The 14728-nt window shown below is 39.3% G+C and carries 15 protein-coding genes; 3 read left to right on the top strand and 12 right to left on the bottom strand.

Features of this window, described 5'->3' with window-relative positions:
- Window positions 1–35 precede the first annotated feature (35 nt).
- The 12 genes from dnaN to OC25_RS12770 form a co-directional block, all read right to left on the bottom strand.
- The gene (gene dnaN, locus OC25_RS12825) at window positions 36–1160 is read right to left on the bottom strand and encodes a DNA polymerase III subunit beta (RefSeq protein ID WP_039476649.1); all 1125 of its coding nucleotides are present in this window, start codon (window positions 1158–1160) and stop codon (window positions 36–38) included.
- A gap of 33 nt (window positions 1161–1193) precedes the next feature.
- Entirely contained in the window at window positions 1194–2879 is a 1686-nt protein-coding gene (gldG, locus tag OC25_RS12820) for a gliding motility-associated ABC transporter substrate-binding protein GldG (RefSeq protein ID WP_039476648.1), read from the bottom strand.
- Window positions 2879–3604 carry a gliding motility-associated ABC transporter permease subunit GldF gene (gene gldF / locus OC25_RS12815; RefSeq protein ID WP_039476647.1) on the bottom strand — a complete coding sequence of 242 codons (726 nt, stop codon included), beginning with the start codon at window positions 3602–3604 and terminating at the stop codon, window positions 2879–2881. Before gldF ends, gldG begins: the two co-directional genes overlap by 1 nt.
- Window positions 3605–3779: 175 nt before the next feature.
- Window positions 3780–4436 carry a porin family protein gene (locus tag OC25_RS26945; protein ID WP_156131467.1) on the bottom strand — a complete coding sequence of 219 codons (657 nt, stop codon included), beginning with the start codon at window positions 4434–4436 and terminating at the stop codon, window positions 3780–3782.
- 184 nt (window positions 4437–4620) lie between these two features.
- A complete protein-coding gene (locus tag OC25_RS12805) occupies window positions 4621–5151 on the bottom strand; it encodes a hypothetical protein (RefSeq protein WP_039476646.1) in 531 nt (176 codons plus the stop codon).
- 228 nt (window positions 5152–5379) lie between these two features.
- Window positions 5380–5928: a hypothetical protein gene (locus OC25_RS12800; RefSeq protein ID WP_052266190.1), complete on the bottom strand. Its 549-nt coding sequence runs from the start codon at window positions 5926–5928 to the stop codon at window positions 5380–5382.
- A 4-nt stretch (window positions 5929–5932) separates the two neighbouring features.
- Window positions 5933–6640, bottom strand: a complete 708-nt coding sequence (locus OC25_RS12795; RefSeq protein WP_039476645.1) for an ATP-binding cassette domain-containing protein — start codon at window positions 6638–6640, stop codon at window positions 5933–5935.
- A 60-nt stretch (window positions 6641–6700) separates the two neighbouring features.
- On the bottom strand, window positions 6701–7621 hold the full coding sequence (locus OC25_RS12790) for a glycerophosphodiester phosphodiesterase family protein (protein WP_039476644.1): 921 nt from the start codon (window positions 7619–7621) through the stop codon (window positions 6701–6703).
- A 181-nt stretch (window positions 7622–7802) separates the two neighbouring features.
- Entirely contained in the window at window positions 7803–8435 is a 633-nt protein-coding gene (locus tag OC25_RS12785) for a response regulator transcription factor (RefSeq protein WP_039476643.1), read from the bottom strand.
- An 87-nt stretch (window positions 8436–8522) separates the two neighbouring features.
- Window positions 8523–9308, bottom strand: a complete 786-nt coding sequence (locus OC25_RS12780) for a sensor histidine kinase (protein WP_039476642.1) — start codon at window positions 9306–9308, stop codon at window positions 8523–8525.
- Window positions 9287–9934: a hypothetical protein gene (locus tag OC25_RS12775; RefSeq protein WP_039476641.1), complete on the bottom strand. Its 648-nt coding sequence runs from the start codon at window positions 9932–9934 to the stop codon at window positions 9287–9289. The genes OC25_RS12780 and OC25_RS12775 overlap by 22 nt, the downstream gene beginning before the upstream one ends.
- A 12-nt stretch (window positions 9935–9946) precedes the next feature.
- A complete protein-coding gene (locus OC25_RS12770) occupies window positions 9947–10582 on the bottom strand; it encodes a hypothetical protein (RefSeq protein WP_156131466.1) in 636 nt (211 codons plus the stop codon).
- 260 nt (window positions 10583–10842) lie between these two features.
- Between OC25_RS12770 and OC25_RS12765 the strand changes: the two genes are divergently transcribed.
- The 3 genes from OC25_RS12765 to OC25_RS12755 all read left to right on the top strand — a co-directional run bounded on the left by OC25_RS12765 (window position 10843) and on the right by OC25_RS12755 (window position 14703).
- Window positions 10843–12249, top strand: a complete 1407-nt coding sequence (locus tag OC25_RS12765; RefSeq protein WP_082018594.1) for a S8 family peptidase — start codon at window positions 10843–10845, stop codon at window positions 12247–12249.
- Complete coding sequence (locus tag OC25_RS12760) at window positions 12246–12449, top strand: hypothetical protein (RefSeq protein WP_039476640.1); 204 nt, start codon at window positions 12246–12248, stop codon at window positions 12447–12449. Before OC25_RS12765 ends, OC25_RS12760 begins: the two co-directional genes overlap by 4 nt.
- A gap of 610 nt (window positions 12450–13059) precedes the next feature.
- The gene (locus tag OC25_RS12755) at window positions 13060–14703 is read left to right on the top strand and encodes a glycine--tRNA ligase (RefSeq protein WP_039476638.1); all 1644 of its coding nucleotides are present in this window, start codon (window positions 13060–13062) and stop codon (window positions 14701–14703) included.
- Window positions 14704–14728 lie beyond the last annotated feature (25 nt).

The raw sequence follows: 14728 nt of genomic DNA, 5'->3' as shown, positions 1-14728 counted from the left end.
GCCATTCTTTGTATAAAAACTAAAAAATTAGTAGACTAATAACTATTATTTAGCATAACCGGCATAACCAGCATTAAAACATCTTCATTTTCATCGTTGGTTTGCGGTATTAAAAGCCCTGCCCTGTTCGGTGTAGATAGCTCTAAAGTTACCTCATCGCCACTTAAATTGCTCAGCATTTCGATTAAGAAACGGGCATTAAAGCCGATTTCGAGGTCTTCGCCATCATACTGGCAGCTTAAACGCTCGTGTGCCTCATTGGCGAAGTCTAAATCCTCTGATGAAATATTTAACTCGCTGCCACTGATTTTTAACCTTACCTGGTGTGTGGTTTTATTGGCAAAAATTACAACCCTTCTCAGTGTATTTAAAAACAATACCCGGTCAATAATTAATTTGTTCGGGTTGTTTGTCGGAATTACTGCCTCGTAATCTGGATAGCGTTCGTCTATTAAACGACACACTAAATTGATATTTTCGAACTTAAAGAAAGCACTTGTTGCATTATAATCAACCGATACATTGATATCGTTAGAAGGCAAAGCACCTTTTAAAAGCGTTAAAGCTTTTTTAGGCAGGATAAACGAAGTTGCTTTATCAGCCTTGCTATCCATACGGCGATAGCGTACCAGCTTGTGTGCATCGGTAGCTACAAAAGTAATGTGCTGTGGCGATAACTGGCAAAATACACCGGTCATTGCCGGACGAAGTTCATCGTTACTTACTGCAAAAATAGTTTTGGTAATGGCTTCGGTTAAAACCGATGCTGGCAAATTAACAGAAGAAGCGTTTTCTACAACAGGAATCTTCGGGAAATCGTCGCCGTTTTCGCCACTCAGTTTATATTTACCGTCACCTGCACTAATCTCGATGGCAAAAGTACTGTCATCAATGTTAAATGCAATTGGCTGATCTGGCAGGGTTTTAAGTGTATCTAATAAAATTTTGGATGGAACAGCTACTTTACCTTCTTCTTTTGATTCTACAGCCAAAGCAGTTGTCATGCTTGTTTGTAAATCGGTAGCAGAGATAGTTAAGTTTCCATCTTTAATCTCGAAAAGGAAATTTTCTAATATGGGTAAAACTGTACTGCTGCTCGAAGCACCATTTACAGTTTGTAAGTGTTTTAACAGCGTTGATGTGGATACAATAAATCTCATGATATCTTTTAGTCTTCTTCAAAAATATAAAAATTATTTAGCGTACTTGTATTTGCGGTAATAATGTTGAAAAATTGCAAAGAATATTAACAATAGTATGGGCGCCGCAACATTAATGAGCTGCCATTTAGTTTTTTCGAGTTTAATTTTGCCTTTATCGAGCAATCTGATCTTCACTTCCTTATTGCGCAGGGCAATTAAATTATCTTCATCGGTAAAATAATCAACAATATTTAACAACAAGGCCTTATTGCCAAAAGTACGTTGCGAATAACGGTCGTAACCCAACGGAAATGGCGTACCATTTTGTGCTGATACCTGATTTTTAAAAATATCACCATCGCCAATTACAATCATTTTAGCAGCTTTGCCCACATTTTCTACGCTGTAGGGTTGTGTAATACCTGCTGGCAAAGGCCTGCCGGCAAAAACCGAAGGAAAATTCCCTTCTAACATTAAACCTACATTTTGCGGATGACTTTGAAATGAACGCGGATCCAATTGTTCGCCAACCATTTGCAGACTAAACAACTTAGGCGTATTAAATACTTTGTTAAAGGCAGAAGTAGTTAAAATATACGATTTTTTAATGTTTCTGGCCCCAATAGTATCAACTGTACTGGGAAATTCAGACTTTACGCCATCCAGTTTCTTTACTACGCTTTCGGTTGTATCGGGTAATAAGATGGGGTAATAAATCCAGGGCATGAGCTGCATCTGGTTCTGGCCGCCAACTACCCCGGTTGAAACCGGAATTTCGGCACTGTTTGCCGGGTCGGCGATGATGTTGTAATTAACCCTTGCGCCATACATAAAGAGCATATCATCGAGGTTCAGGTTGCTATTGGTAGCCATTTGCCCGCTTTGCCCCCTAAGGCTATCCAGTTCGGCACGAACCTGGTCAATGCTCCAAAGTACGCGTCCACCGTTCATGACAAAGTAATTGATCTTGTACTTTTCCGTCTCGGTAAAGGCTTTGGTTGGCTTCGCAATTACCAGCATTTTTAATTTATCGAGCCCGGCCTTATCAATTGTATTTAAATCAACACGACCTACCAGATAGCTGTTTGCCAGGCTATGCATAGCATCATTAAGCTGCAGATCAGACAATTCCCCGTTTGATTCTGAAAAACCAATCCTGGGGTTATTACCTGTAATTACCTTTTTTAAGCTCGAAGTAAAGATATATTCGAGGTTTTCGATGGCACGGTTAATATTATCCTCATAACTACCGCGGGTATCGAGATTTTGGAAAAGTTTTACGGGAAATTGTTTTCCGTCGCTCTCCATCATTGCCATCGGGAATACCAGTTTTTGCGTAAGTCCGGCTTCAGTTTTAACACTTAAATTGGTGGCTTCAATCCCGCTTTCGTACAAATTGTTTACTACCGTATCCTGATCGGCCTGGCTTAAACCCGCCAGCGGATCAACAAAAACCACTTTTACATCTGCTTTCGAATAGGCCTGGTAATCAGATAAAATATCGCTTACAGCACTTTGCAAACGTTTAAAAGCAGGTGGCAATTCGCCATTTAAAAAAACGGTGATGATAACGGGTTTATCATTTTTGGCCAGCAGCGATTTTGTTTTTTCACTTAGTGTAAATCTTTTATCGGCCGTAAAATCAAAACGTTTAAAAGCATATTGCCCAATTACATTTAAAACAACTAATGCTGCAATAAACAAAGCAGCAGAGATCCATTTATTTTTCAGCCCCATTATCGCTTCCCTCCCATCATTAATTTGGTTAAAAACAAGAACAAAGCCGAGAAGGTAATAAAGTAAATCAGATCTCGGGTATCTAAAACGCCACGGCTAATGGCAGTGTAATGCTGGTTAATGCCCAAATTCATCATTGGGCTTTCGATAGCTTTAAACAAACTAACCTGACTGGTGTAATCGAAACCCAGGAAAGCAAACGCACATAAAGCGGCACAAATCACAAAAGCAATGACCTGGTTTTTGGTAAGCGATGAAGAAAAAATGCCAATGGCGGTAAATGCCGCCCCAAGTAAAAACAAACCAATATACGACCCGATCACGGAACCAGAATCAATATTACCTTCAGGAAAGCCTAATTTGCTAATGCTGTAGTAATAAATTATAGTGGGGATAAGCGCCAAAAGAACCAATACCAAGCTGGAAAGGTATTTTGCTGCAATAATCTGCCAGAGCTGGATGGGGCGTGTAACCAAAAGCTCGTAAGTGCCTTCTCTTCTTTCTTCGGCAAAGGCACGCATGGTTATGGCCGGAATGAGAAACATGAACAGATAAGGCACGAGGCTAAAAAAACCATTAAGTTCGGCATAACCGTACTCGAGCACCGAAGTATCAGGAAATACCCAAAATAAAAGTCCAGAAACGAGTAAAAAAATGCCAATGGTGATGTAAGCCACCATCGAACTGAGGAAACTGAATAACTCGCGTTTAAAAACTGCGTACATAGTTAAATTTAAATGCCGAAGTTAAGAAATATTTTTTTCGTTGGCTGCTTCGTTTGAATGGTAAATGGATGGTGGTTAATAGTTGATGGTTAATCGTTAATAGCGTGATTGCTAAAAATAAGGCACAAAAAAAGCCCCCGATTTTCATCAGAGGCTTAACGTTTTTTATTACAGCTTAGAAAGAAAAACCTAATCCAACGGTAAATACTTTATGCTTAATTGAAGCATCAAAATCCTGTGCTTCTTCGTCGTTAGCCATATTACCTAAGCCCAGCCCATAACCGGCATGAATATTTAAGCCATTATTTAATTGAAAACCAGCCAGGAAATTTAGTCCGAAATCGGTACGTCTGAAACCAGAATCCTTGAATTCTATTTTCTCTTTCTCCGATCCCATTTTAGCATTTCCACTTAAAGCATAGGCAAAATAAGGACCAGCGCCAACAAATATTTTACCTGCATCGGCCACTTTGAAATTTACAAGGGCGTTAACCGGAAGTTCAAGATATTTAAAGTTTAGCGTGGCATCAACATCGGTAAGAAAATCGTCATTATTGAAACCAAAGCTACTGCTGTTAATTTTTGTTCCCTTATCAATAAAGGTTAATCCGGGCTGAATTGAAACCAGGTCGGATAAGTCGAACTCTACCGTTCCACCAACATAATACGAGGTTTTTGTACCATAACTAAATGATGCACTACCTGCCGAGAAAGTCATATTTGGAAAAGCCACACCTGCTTTTAAACCAAATTTAACCGGATTACTGTTTTGAGCTAAAGCTGCAGTATTTAATGCTGCAACTGTTAATAAAGATAATACTAATTTTTTCATCTGATTTTTTTGAGATTGTTTGTTAGAATTGTTTTTAATTTTCCGTGTATTTGCCTGATTGACAAACAAAATGCTGCAATGATAAACAAACTAATTTAATAGTTAAAATATTTACCAGAATAAATTTCTATAAACAACAAAGCCCCCAATTGCTTGGAGGCTTTTAAATGCGTTAAAGGTTTTATTACAAACCGAATGCAAAAGCAGCGCGTAAGCCAATAAAGCCTGTTGAACCACCGTTACCTGACCAGTTTTCGTAACGTAAACCAAAATCTAAGCTAGATTTATCGGCAACTGAAAACGAAGCACCTAAGGTTGGAGCAACAGCAAATAATGTACTACCGCCTGTTTCAGTGCTAATTGCTGCACCTAATTCGCCAGCGCCATAAAAGTTACCGCCAAAATAATATTTAGCACCTGCTTTTAATGGAACTACACCTGCACTTGTTGGAAGCCCTAACGCTTTATAAGCATCTTTAACATCGCCTGTCAGCATTACAGATAAATAACCCGCAGACCCCGTTAAACTTAAAGATTTTGCTACAGGATGCTCATACTGCAATGAACCTCCCACAATTAAGGAATTTGAATTCTTTTTTGTTGGCAATCCAAACTCAGCACCAATGCTTAATTTTTGAACTGCTCCTTCTGTTTGAGCTGAAGCTGCAAAGCCTAAGCCTGCAACCATTACTAAAGAAAGTAATAACTTTTTCATGTGTTTTTTTAGATTATTTGTTCGTTAATTATTTTGCTGTTATAGACAATAATTACGCCAAAAACGTTACAAACAATTTTAAAAAGGCGAAAAACAAAACGCAAACACCTAATAACAAACAACTTACAGAACAATAATTTTTATTCTAAAAAGTTGTAATTAGGTTAAATGATACGTCTAAGTGTATATTTTTGAGAAAAAAATAGAGATTTAATTCAAAAAATCACACTAGAGTCCGAAAACGTAAGCAAATCTTAGTCCGGCAAAACCTTTGGTGTTAACAGAACTTGTATTAATCAAGTTACTATCCCGTTTACCCGACCAGCCCTCGTACCTGATCCCCAAATCGAGTTTATTTTCGCCCGATAATTTAAACTGGGTGCCAATACCCGGCGACCATGCAAATAATGTTTTCAGGCCTCTACTTAAGGGTAAAGCGGCGCCCAACTGACCTTCGGCATAAAAACCTTCACTTAACCAGTACTTTAATCCCACTTTTGCAGGTGCATAACTTAAATCCTGAACCTGGAGAATCTGGTTTCGTCGACCGAAAAAATTCATGTACCCGGCATTTAAGCTCAAGGCCAGATTGCTTGCAAGCGGCAAATCAGCCTTTACAGATGCGCCCAATCCTACTGCCGATACACCAGCGAAGTTACCCGAGGGCAAGCCAATTTCGCCACCAATACCGATATTCGGGGTATTTTGAGCCATTAATACTGCAGGGACCAAGCCCAATACTATAATTAAAGTTAATTTGATTTTGGTTACAAGCATGAAATTAAGCAGTAAGTTTTCTAAAAATATCTTCTAAAGAAAGACCGCCGTAGGTTTTCTTTATCCCTTCAAGTGAATCGTTGGCTACAATTTTACCTTTATTGATAATGATGATATCGTCGCAAATGGCTTCAACCTCCTGCATAATATGTGTCGATATTACCACTGTTTTGGCAGCGCCCAACGATTTGATTAGCAACCTGATATCGACCAGCTGGTTCGGATCTAAACCAGATGTAGGCTCATCGAGAATTAAAACTTCGGGATTATGGATAATGGCCTGCGCCAAACCTACCCGCTGGCGATACCCTTTTGATAACATGCCGATTTTTTTATGCTGTTCGGGCGTAAGGCCAACCATTTTAACCACTTCATCTACCCTTGCAGCCAAATGGCTTAAACCATAAGTTTGGCCTACAAAGGTTAAAAATTCTTTTACATACATATCGGCATAAAGCGGAGTATTTTCTGGCAGGTAGCCAATTTGCCTTTTCGCAGCAATGGCTTCGGTTAAAATATTTTTACCCGCTATAGCTGCTGTACCTGATGTTGGCTCGAGGTACCCTGTAAGCATGCGCATAGTGGTAGACTTACCTGCACCATTTGGCCCTAAAAAACCCAAAATACGGCCCGGCCTGGCCTCAAAACTAATCGAGTCTACTGCTTTTTGTTTATCGTAATGCCTGGAAAGGTTTTTAACTGAAATACTCATTATATGTTATCTGTAATAAAGCTTAAAGACTAAGCGGAAAGACCAAAGCGTAAACTTAAACTAAAAGACGAAAGTTGAACTTAACTTTTTATTGTACCTAAACTTATCCAATTGTTCTGCGGCCTGTTCAATATTATCTGACGATAAAATATCAGCGCCATTGTTGGTAATGTGATAATAAACCATCTTAGCCGGGTTAGCAATCGAGCTCTTATCAATATTGCCCATGGTACCTAAAATGGTGGTAATGCCCTTACTGTGCAGGTACTGGTACAACTCTTTATCTGGTGCCGTAACGCCAACAAAAGCTACAATGCGGTTGTTTGGAATCCCCATGCTGTTTAAGCGTTTTAATTCTGCTTTTTTCTGTACCGAAGCCGAAATCATTAATTCAGGAGCCAAACGGTGCACTTCCTGAGCCTGGTTAGCGGTATAGGTAATGATAATCGAATTGCTTTCTACTTTATACTGCCTTACCTTTTCGATTACTTTAGCGTAAGAAACCCCTTTTTTTAAATCGATGGTTAACAACACTTTTCCCTTACTCCAGCTCAATACGCTATCTAAAGTCGGGATTTTAAATTTGGTTTCCTTGCCCGCATCATCTTTAAGGTTAAAAGCTTTTAACTCCTCGTAGGTGTAATTACCAATTGGCCCTTTACCTGTCGAGGTTCTGTCCAGGTTATCATCGTGCATAATCACCATTACCGAATCTTTGCTGTACGCAATATCAAACTCAATTACCATGGGGTTATAGGTGGTAGCATTTGCAAAGGTTTCGATGCAATTTTCCGGAAAACCGGGCATGGGGCCACCCCGGTGGGCACTGATTAATGGGAAACGCCCCTCAGGCGACCAGTTTAAGAATTGATATAATTCTTGAGTTGTATTAAATTTAATATACTGATGCTTCTTTTCTTCTGGTTTGCATGAGGCAAAAAGCACAGCAATAACCAGAAATAGCAAATGATGGAATTTCATGCTTCAAAAGTAGGAAAAAATGGGAAGCGTTGTAGTGGGTTAATTGGTTAACTGTTTAAATCTCTTAATTGCAGATTATGAGGTTAATCGGTTAACTGTTTAAATTGGTTAATTGTGCCAATCGTCTAATTGTCATACTCCCTCAATTAACCAGTTTTTACAATTTAAACAGTTAACCAACTCATGCAAATCCATTCTTGATGGCAAAAACAGCCAAACCAACACGTGTTTTGAGTTCCAGTTTTTCGCATAGCTGATCACGGTAACTTTCAACCGTGCGGGGGCTGCAAAACATTTTATCGGCTATTTCTTTATAATTAAGCTCGGTAACGGTATATTTTAGAAACTCTTTTTCCCTGTCGGAAATTTTGATTTCTGCATCCTTCGTCTTATTTAAACTGGAAAAGATAATTTTTGATGCCCAATCGGGATAAAAAAATCCGTTGATATCTAATTTGGTCAATGCATTTTCCAGCTCAACCGGATGGGCATTTTTGAGCAGATAGCCTTTTGCACCGTTGCTTACCATTTTTATAACACTTTTTTCTTCGCCCTGCATGCTCAGGGCCATCACTTTTACTTCGGGATGGTTTGCCGTTACCCAGGCTACGGTTTCAAAGCCATCCATAACAGGCATACTGATATCGAGGAGTAAAATGTCGGGAATTTTATGGCTGTTTTCGAAATTTTGCATCAGCTCCTTTCCATTTTCACAGACATAAATCACCTCAAATGCCTCAAAATTATCGATAATGCCCTGAAGTGCTTTCGCAATCAGGATATGATCATCAACAATAACTATCGTTTTTTTCATCAATATAGAGTTTGTTTTCAAAGGTGATGAAGCTATTATGATTTTAAATATTCATTCCCCTGCGGGTTTTGGTAAATCATGATGGTTTCATGCCGGGCTGTTTAAAATAATCGTGAGTGTGGTGCCTGAGTTGGGTCTGCTTGCTAAATTGAATGCTCCGCCAATAATTTCTGCTCTTTTTTTCATGTTTTTTAATCCGATACCGTCAGAAGTAATGTGCGCAAAATCGAATCCTATTCCATCATCTTGTATTTGTAAGGTTAAAAAAACAGCTGCAGATGATTTTAAATGAATGCTAATGTTACTGCATTGTGCATGTTTTAAACTATTTTGAAGAAACTCCTGCGTAATCCGCAACAAAACATTCTTTTTTACAAACTCCAGATCGATGTGTTCAAAATTATGCTCAAAAGTTACCTCACATCTTTTTAAAGCATTAATATGGTCTACTTCTTCCTGTATTAAAGTTACAATTTCATTTTCATTTATATTATCATTTGTCAGGTTTTTAGATAAACTTCTTAAATCCTGCAGCGATGAATTAATAATCTGATAAATCTGTTCGATCCGGTTGTTGGCCTGGGGCACTTTATTTTCGTGTACCAGCTGCTGCGCATAAAGGCTAACCAAAGTAAGTTTCTGGCCGATGTTATCGTGCAGCTCGCGACCAATCTGTTGCATAGTTGCCTGTTGAATTTCAAGCTGCGTATTTAACAACTCCTTTTGGTGTATTTCATTAGCAATTTTAATCTCATTCAAATATTCTCTTTTGCGTTGCTTATATTTTTTAATGTAAACCATAATGGCTACTACAAACAGCACAAAAAACAGGTTAAAAAGGATAATCGTAATTAAGAGCTCTGTTTTCCCCATATAAATGAAATTGAGAATAAGATATACATTACAATGCCCGAAATCAGGAAATAATCGAAATAAATATCCCAAATCTGGATATAAGCCCGCAATAACGAATAAAAAGTAAAAAAGGGTAATGTGCCAATATAAAATAAGGTAACGCCCAGATTAATGTAAAACATCCGGTTTGCCTGAAAATTCAGGATATCTAAAGAATTAACCTGATTATAATACTCCTTGATCACCAAAAACATAAGTAATAAGCAGCCCAGCGTATAGTTGAAAGAAAAATATACTTTACTTTCTTTAAAAAATAGCCGGCTAAGCATAAACGATAGCACATACAATGCAGCAATTAGCCAGAATAATTTTTTATTGCTGAACGATTTTACGGCATAAAGCCAGTAAAAAAAGATAAACTGAAAGGGAATAACGATATAATTGTAATACTTGGTTTTTGAAAAACTGATCCATTCTCCGCCCCATTTACCAATTACTTCGCAGGCAAAAATAAGCAGCAGGTAATAGATAAAATAACGCCAATGCTGCCTTTTTAAGCGTCTGAAATAATATAACGCAATTAATGCTGCTCCTCCTTCTACCCAGAGGAAGCTGTCGCTCAGAAATTGCTGTTCAGGACTCATCTTATTTAAGGATTAATAACTTTCTATTGCTGAATCGGCCGGCGGAATGGTTTGGCCATGGTTTTGGGCCATTACTTCGCGGGTTTGGCCACCGCTGGTATCAGAACTCATGGCCATTAAAGTAACCGGCTGTTCTTTGCTTCTTTCTTTAAGTGGGAAAGTACTCCTGTCTAAAGGATTAAAATCATAATCGAGATAGCTCCCATTGCTGGCTTTCTTTTTTAAGGTAGGGATCATAATCAGGGTATGCCTTTGGGCGTAATCTTTTCCGATTTCGTTTTCAAAGCCGCTCCATTCGTTCTCTTTCGGGTAGGCTGCATAGTAGAAACGAACCCCTAAAGCACCATCTGTAATGCGTGGATCTACCTTTTTGGCATAAAATTCAATATCGCCAACAAATTTTTTCAGGGTTTTTAAACCAAACGAAACTGAATGTGCATCTTTTATACCTATTAGCTTATTAATGGCTTCCAGGTGATTGTTCCGATAATTATCTACCATTTGCTGAATAATTGCCGGATCCATGGTGGTAGGTTTACCACGCCTTTCGCTGCCCTTTAGGAGATCCATTATTTTTTGCAAAAGATAGTATGCCAGCGCCCCACATATAAACACAATGGCATAGACAGGTAAATGTTGTGTTTCCATAATTTTTATTTTTATTAAAGTTAAGCTTTATTCCCAAATGTGATAAAACTTTCGCTTAAAGCAGATGGGGTTTTCCCCATATTTTACCGTTGTTTTTACGGCGTTTTATTTTGTTGCTTTTACTATTGGTTTATAGTGGTTTAGCTAAGATTTTTCTGCCACAACTGTTCCAACTTTGGCTTAGTGTTTCAAACCAAAACACAAAGTGGAAGAAGCCGAAAATCCTGAACAGAGTAGGCAAAATTTTAAAACCTTAAACCATGTCAAAAACCTTGAAAAAAGAAGAAAAAGTAGAGTACACCGGAAGATACCTTGTACTGCTACCAGAAGGATCTAACACCTCAGATTCGATTAACCAGATTAACAGCATTAGTGGTCTGAGTTTAAAAAGCTCTTTAGAGTTTGAAAACGAATTTTTTACAGATAAAGATCTGGCTAAAACAGATGGTATTGTTCTAGATAAACTGGGCATCGCCATTGTAAACGAAAAACCCAAAGCCGAAAATTCGATCAGCAGTTTCGGCGACAACGAAATGATTGTTGAAAAGGAAAGAGTTGTTTATGCCATCGGTATGCTGGAAGAAAGTACCCAAAATTACGTAGAAGGCTACAGAGATGCTGTAAACCAGTTAACAAATGCACTGGTGGGAACTGAAACTGAAGATTACCAATACCAGGAACAACAATCGGAAGTAGAATCGGTTGGCGCTACCTGGGGTTTAAAAGCCACTAATGTGGTACCTACCACCTTTTTAAGATACAACCCTTACAACGGTGCCGGCATTAAAGTGGCCATACTGGATACGGGTTTCGATTTTAGCCACCCTGATTTTGCTGGCCGTCCCATCGTTCACCAGAGTTTTATTAGTGACGAAAGCACACAAGATGGCCATGGCCACGGTATGCACTGTACTGGTACTGCCTGTGGTCCGTTAAGCTCTCCCGCAGCATCTGAAAGATATGGTATTGCTTATGCAGCAAGCATTTATATTGGCAAAGTGTTAAGCAATGGCGGTTCTGGTGGCGACGGAGGCATTCTTGCCGGTATTAACTGGGCTATTGCCAACCGTTGCGATGTAGTAAGCATGTCGTTAAGAGGTTATGTAACCGGTGCAGGCTATTCGGCCGTGTTCGAAACTGCTGCAGCACGTGCATTGGCCCAGGGTACCTTAATTATTGCCGCAGCCGGAAATGATTCAGCCCGTCCAGGTGTTGTAAAACAGGTAATGCACCCTGCAAACTGTCCTTCTATTATGGCTGTTGGTGCGGTAGATGTGAACATGAATATAGCTAATTTCTCTAACGGAGGTCTTTACCCAACATACGGCGCGGTAGATATTGCTGCCCCAGGTGTTAATGTTTACTCGTCAACCAAGCTGCCAACCAAATATGCCAGCTGGAACGGTACGAGTATGGCTACCCCACATGTTGCAGGTATTGCTGCGCTTTGGGCACAGGCATCGGGCCTTAGGGGAATTAACTTATGGCGGAAATTAACTTCAACTGCAAAAGCACTACCTTTACCTGGCAGGGATGTAGGTGCCGGCTTGGTACAGGCACCTACCAAAAACAGATTGATTAAATTCCCGATTGATAAACTTCCGATTTTGGTTAATCCAAAATTCCCTATCGATCCAATTGGTCCAATAGAAAAAATAATAAGATGAAAACAAAATGGTTAATATCTGTGCAGGATGGTGCCTTGGATGCCGTTGTAAGCAAACTGAAGCAAACAGGCATACAAGAGGTAGAAATCCTGAGTTCAATTGGTGTAATCCTCATTGTTCCGGGTAATCATAAAATTGCAGATATTAAGAAAATTGATGGCGTGTTAAGTGTTGAAGAGGAAAGGGATATCAGCATTTAAGCCCGAAAAAATAAGTCTCTCAATTAACCGGTGCTGTTAAAATTATTTAGCAGTACCGGTTTTTTTATGCGTTAATTAAACCCAAGCCTTTTTAATTTACCACCTTAGGCAACTAAGTTCACCTGAGTTGGAGGCAAAAAATCAATCCTTCCTTCACCGCTGATCAAAAAACTTAAGCCTTATACCTTTACCCCCCCCCGCCCTTTTAATTTACCACCTTAGATACCTAAGTTCACCTGAGTTGGAAGCAAAAAATCACTCCTTCCTTCACCTCTGATCAAAAACCTTAAACCTTATACCTTAAACCCTCCGCCCTTTTAATTTACCACCTTAGACACCTAAGTTCACCTGAGTTGGAAGCTAAAAATCGCTCTTTTCTTCACCATTATTCAAAAACCTTATACCTTACACCTTAAACCCTCCATCTTTTTAATCTACCACCTTAGGCACCTAAGTTCACCTGAGTTGGAAGCAAAAAATCAATCCTTCCTTCACCATTGATCAAAAACCTTATGCCTTATGCCTTACACCTTAAACCCTCCACCTTATCCAAAAACCTTAAGCCTTATACCTTTAAACCCTCCACCTTTTTATTATATTTGCCTCCATTATGGCTCAAAAGAATAACGACGAACAATTTAAAAATGTAATCTCACACGCTAAAGAATACGGTTTCGTATTTCAGAGCAGCGAAATATACGACGGTTTAAGTGCCGTTTATGACTATGGCCAATTGGGTGCCGAGTTAAAAAACAACATTAAAACTTACTGGTGGAAAGCCATGGTGCAAATGCACGAAAATATTGTAGGTATCGATTCTGCAATTTTTATGCACCCTAAAGTATGGAAAGCCAGCGGGCACGTAGATGGTTTTAATGACCCGATGATTGACAACAAGGATTCGAAAAAACGTTACCGTGCCGATCAGTTACTGGAAAATAAAATTGATGAATTGTATTCGGAACTGGCCAATTTCAGCGAAACAAACAAAGCTAAATTTGAGGAATTTCAACAAGAAATACTGGGTTTAAGCGATGAAGGCCAGGCTGCATGGGTTCCGGGTTTTAAAGATGAGGAAACAATTTTAGATCATGCCAAATATCCTTTTGTTGAAGAAGCAAGCTGGAAATTTGTTAAAAAAGGTTTAGCCCTGGAGGTAGAAATGAACCTGGCGCTGAAATCTGAAAACCTGGCACAGCTAAAAGATTTAATTATAAATTATAAAGTAATCTGCCCGATTTCTAAAACATCAAACTGGACAGATGTACGCCAGTTTAACCTGATGTTCAGCACGCAGTTTGGTGCCATGGCTGAAGGTAGTGACGAAGTATATCTGCGTCCGGAAACGGCACAGGGTATTTTTGTAAACTTTTTGAACGTACAAAAATCGGGCAGGATGAAAATCCCTTTCGGTATTGCCCAAATTGGTAAAGCTTTCAGAAACGAGGTAATTGCCCGCCAGTTTATTATGCGTATGCGCGAGTTCGAGCAAATGGAAATGCAATTTTTCGTTCGCCCGGGTGAAGATAAAAAATGGTTCGAGTACTGGAAAGAAGCGCGTTTAAAATGGCACAGGGCTTTAGGTACTTCGCCGGAGAAATACCGTTACCACGACCACGTTAAACTGGCGCATTATGCCAACGCTGCAACCGATATCGAATTCGAATTCCCATTCGGCTTTAAAGAGGTTGAAGGCATCCATAGCCGTACCGATTTCGATTTAACGCAACACCAGGAATATTCAGGCAAGAAAATGCAATATTTCGATAACGACTTAAATGAAGAAGGTAAACCTTATGGCAATTACGTTCCTTATGTAATCGAAACTTCAATTGGTTTAGACCGTATGTTCCTCTTAACCATGATTAATGCTTTTGAAGAACAGGATTTAAGTACCGAAGATAAACAGGATAGCCGTACTTTGCTGCGCTTACACCCTGCTTTGGCACCTTATAAAGTGGCTATTTTCCCGTTAACGAAAAAAGATGGCCTGCCAGAAAAAGCACGCGAAATTATGGATACGCTGAAATTCGATTTCAACTGTATTTATGAAGAGAAAGATGCCATTGGTAAACGCTACCGCCGTCAGGATGCAGTAGGTACACCTTTCTGCATCACGGTAGACCACCAGAGTTTAGAAGACAACACGGTAACCATCCGCCACAGGGATAGCATGGAGCAAGAGCGTATTGCCATTGCCGATTTAGGCGATATTATTGGTAAAGCAACCAGCTGGAAAACTTTGCTGGCTTAATTTTACCACCTGAGACATCTAAGGG

This window comes from Pedobacter kyungheensis (assembly GCF_000812965.1).
Classification (GTDB): Bacteria; Bacteroidota; Bacteroidia; order Sphingobacteriales; family Sphingobacteriaceae; genus Pedobacter; species Pedobacter kyungheensis.
The sequence above is the reverse complement of the archived record's forward strand: the minus strand, read 5'-3'. Positions and strand labels throughout refer to the sequence as shown.

Coding starts and splice junctions, on each gene's coding strand:
- OC25_RS12805 (WP_039476646.1), bottom strand. CDS start 5,151: ATGAAAAAGTTATTACTTTCTTTAGTAATGGTTGCAGGCTTAGGCTTT.
- OC25_RS12760 (WP_039476640.1), top strand. CDS start 12,246: ATGAAAACAAAATGGTTAATATCTGTGCAGGATGGTGCCTTGGATGCC.
- OC25_RS26945 (WP_156131467.1), bottom strand. CDS start 4,436: ATGAAAAAATTAGTATTATCTTTATTAACAGTTGCAGCATTAAATACT.
- OC25_RS12800 (WP_052266190.1), bottom strand. CDS start 5,928: ATGCTTGTAACCAAAATCAAATTAACTTTAATTATAGTATTGGGCTTG.
- OC25_RS12770 (WP_156131466.1), bottom strand. CDS start 10,582: ATGGAAACACAACATTTACCTGTCTATGCCATTGTGTTTATATGTGGG.
- OC25_RS12780 (WP_039476642.1), bottom strand. CDS start 9,308: ATGGGGAAAACAGAGCTCTTAATTACGATTATCCTTTTTAACCTGTTT.
- OC25_RS12790 (WP_039476644.1), bottom strand. CDS start 7,621: ATGAAATTCCATCATTTGCTATTTCTGGTTATTGCTGTGCTTTTTGCC.
- gldG (WP_039476648.1), bottom strand. CDS start 2,879: ATGGGGCTGAAAAATAAATGGATCTCTGCTGCTTTGTTTATTGCAGCA.
- OC25_RS12795 (WP_039476645.1), bottom strand. CDS start 6,640: ATGAGTATTTCAGTTAAAAACCTTTCCAGGCATTACGATAAACAAAAA.
- OC25_RS12775 (WP_039476641.1), bottom strand. CDS start 9,934: ATGAGTCCTGAACAGCAATTTCTGAGCGACAGCTTCCTCTGGGTAGAA.
- OC25_RS12765 (WP_082018594.1), top strand. CDS start 10,843: ATGTCAAAAACCTTGAAAAAAGAAGAAAAAGTAGAGTACACCGGAAGA.
- OC25_RS12785 (WP_039476643.1), bottom strand. CDS start 8,435: ATGAAAAAAACGATAGTTATTGTTGATGATCATATCCTGATTGCGAAA.
- OC25_RS12755 (WP_039476638.1), top strand. CDS start 13,060: ATGGCTCAAAAGAATAACGACGAACAATTTAAAAATGTAATCTCACAC.
- dnaN (WP_039476649.1), bottom strand. CDS start 1,160: ATGAGATTTATTGTATCCACATCAACGCTGTTAAAACACTTACAAACT.
- gldF (WP_039476647.1), bottom strand. CDS start 3,604: ATGTACGCAGTTTTTAAACGCGAGTTATTCAGTTTCCTCAGTTCGATG.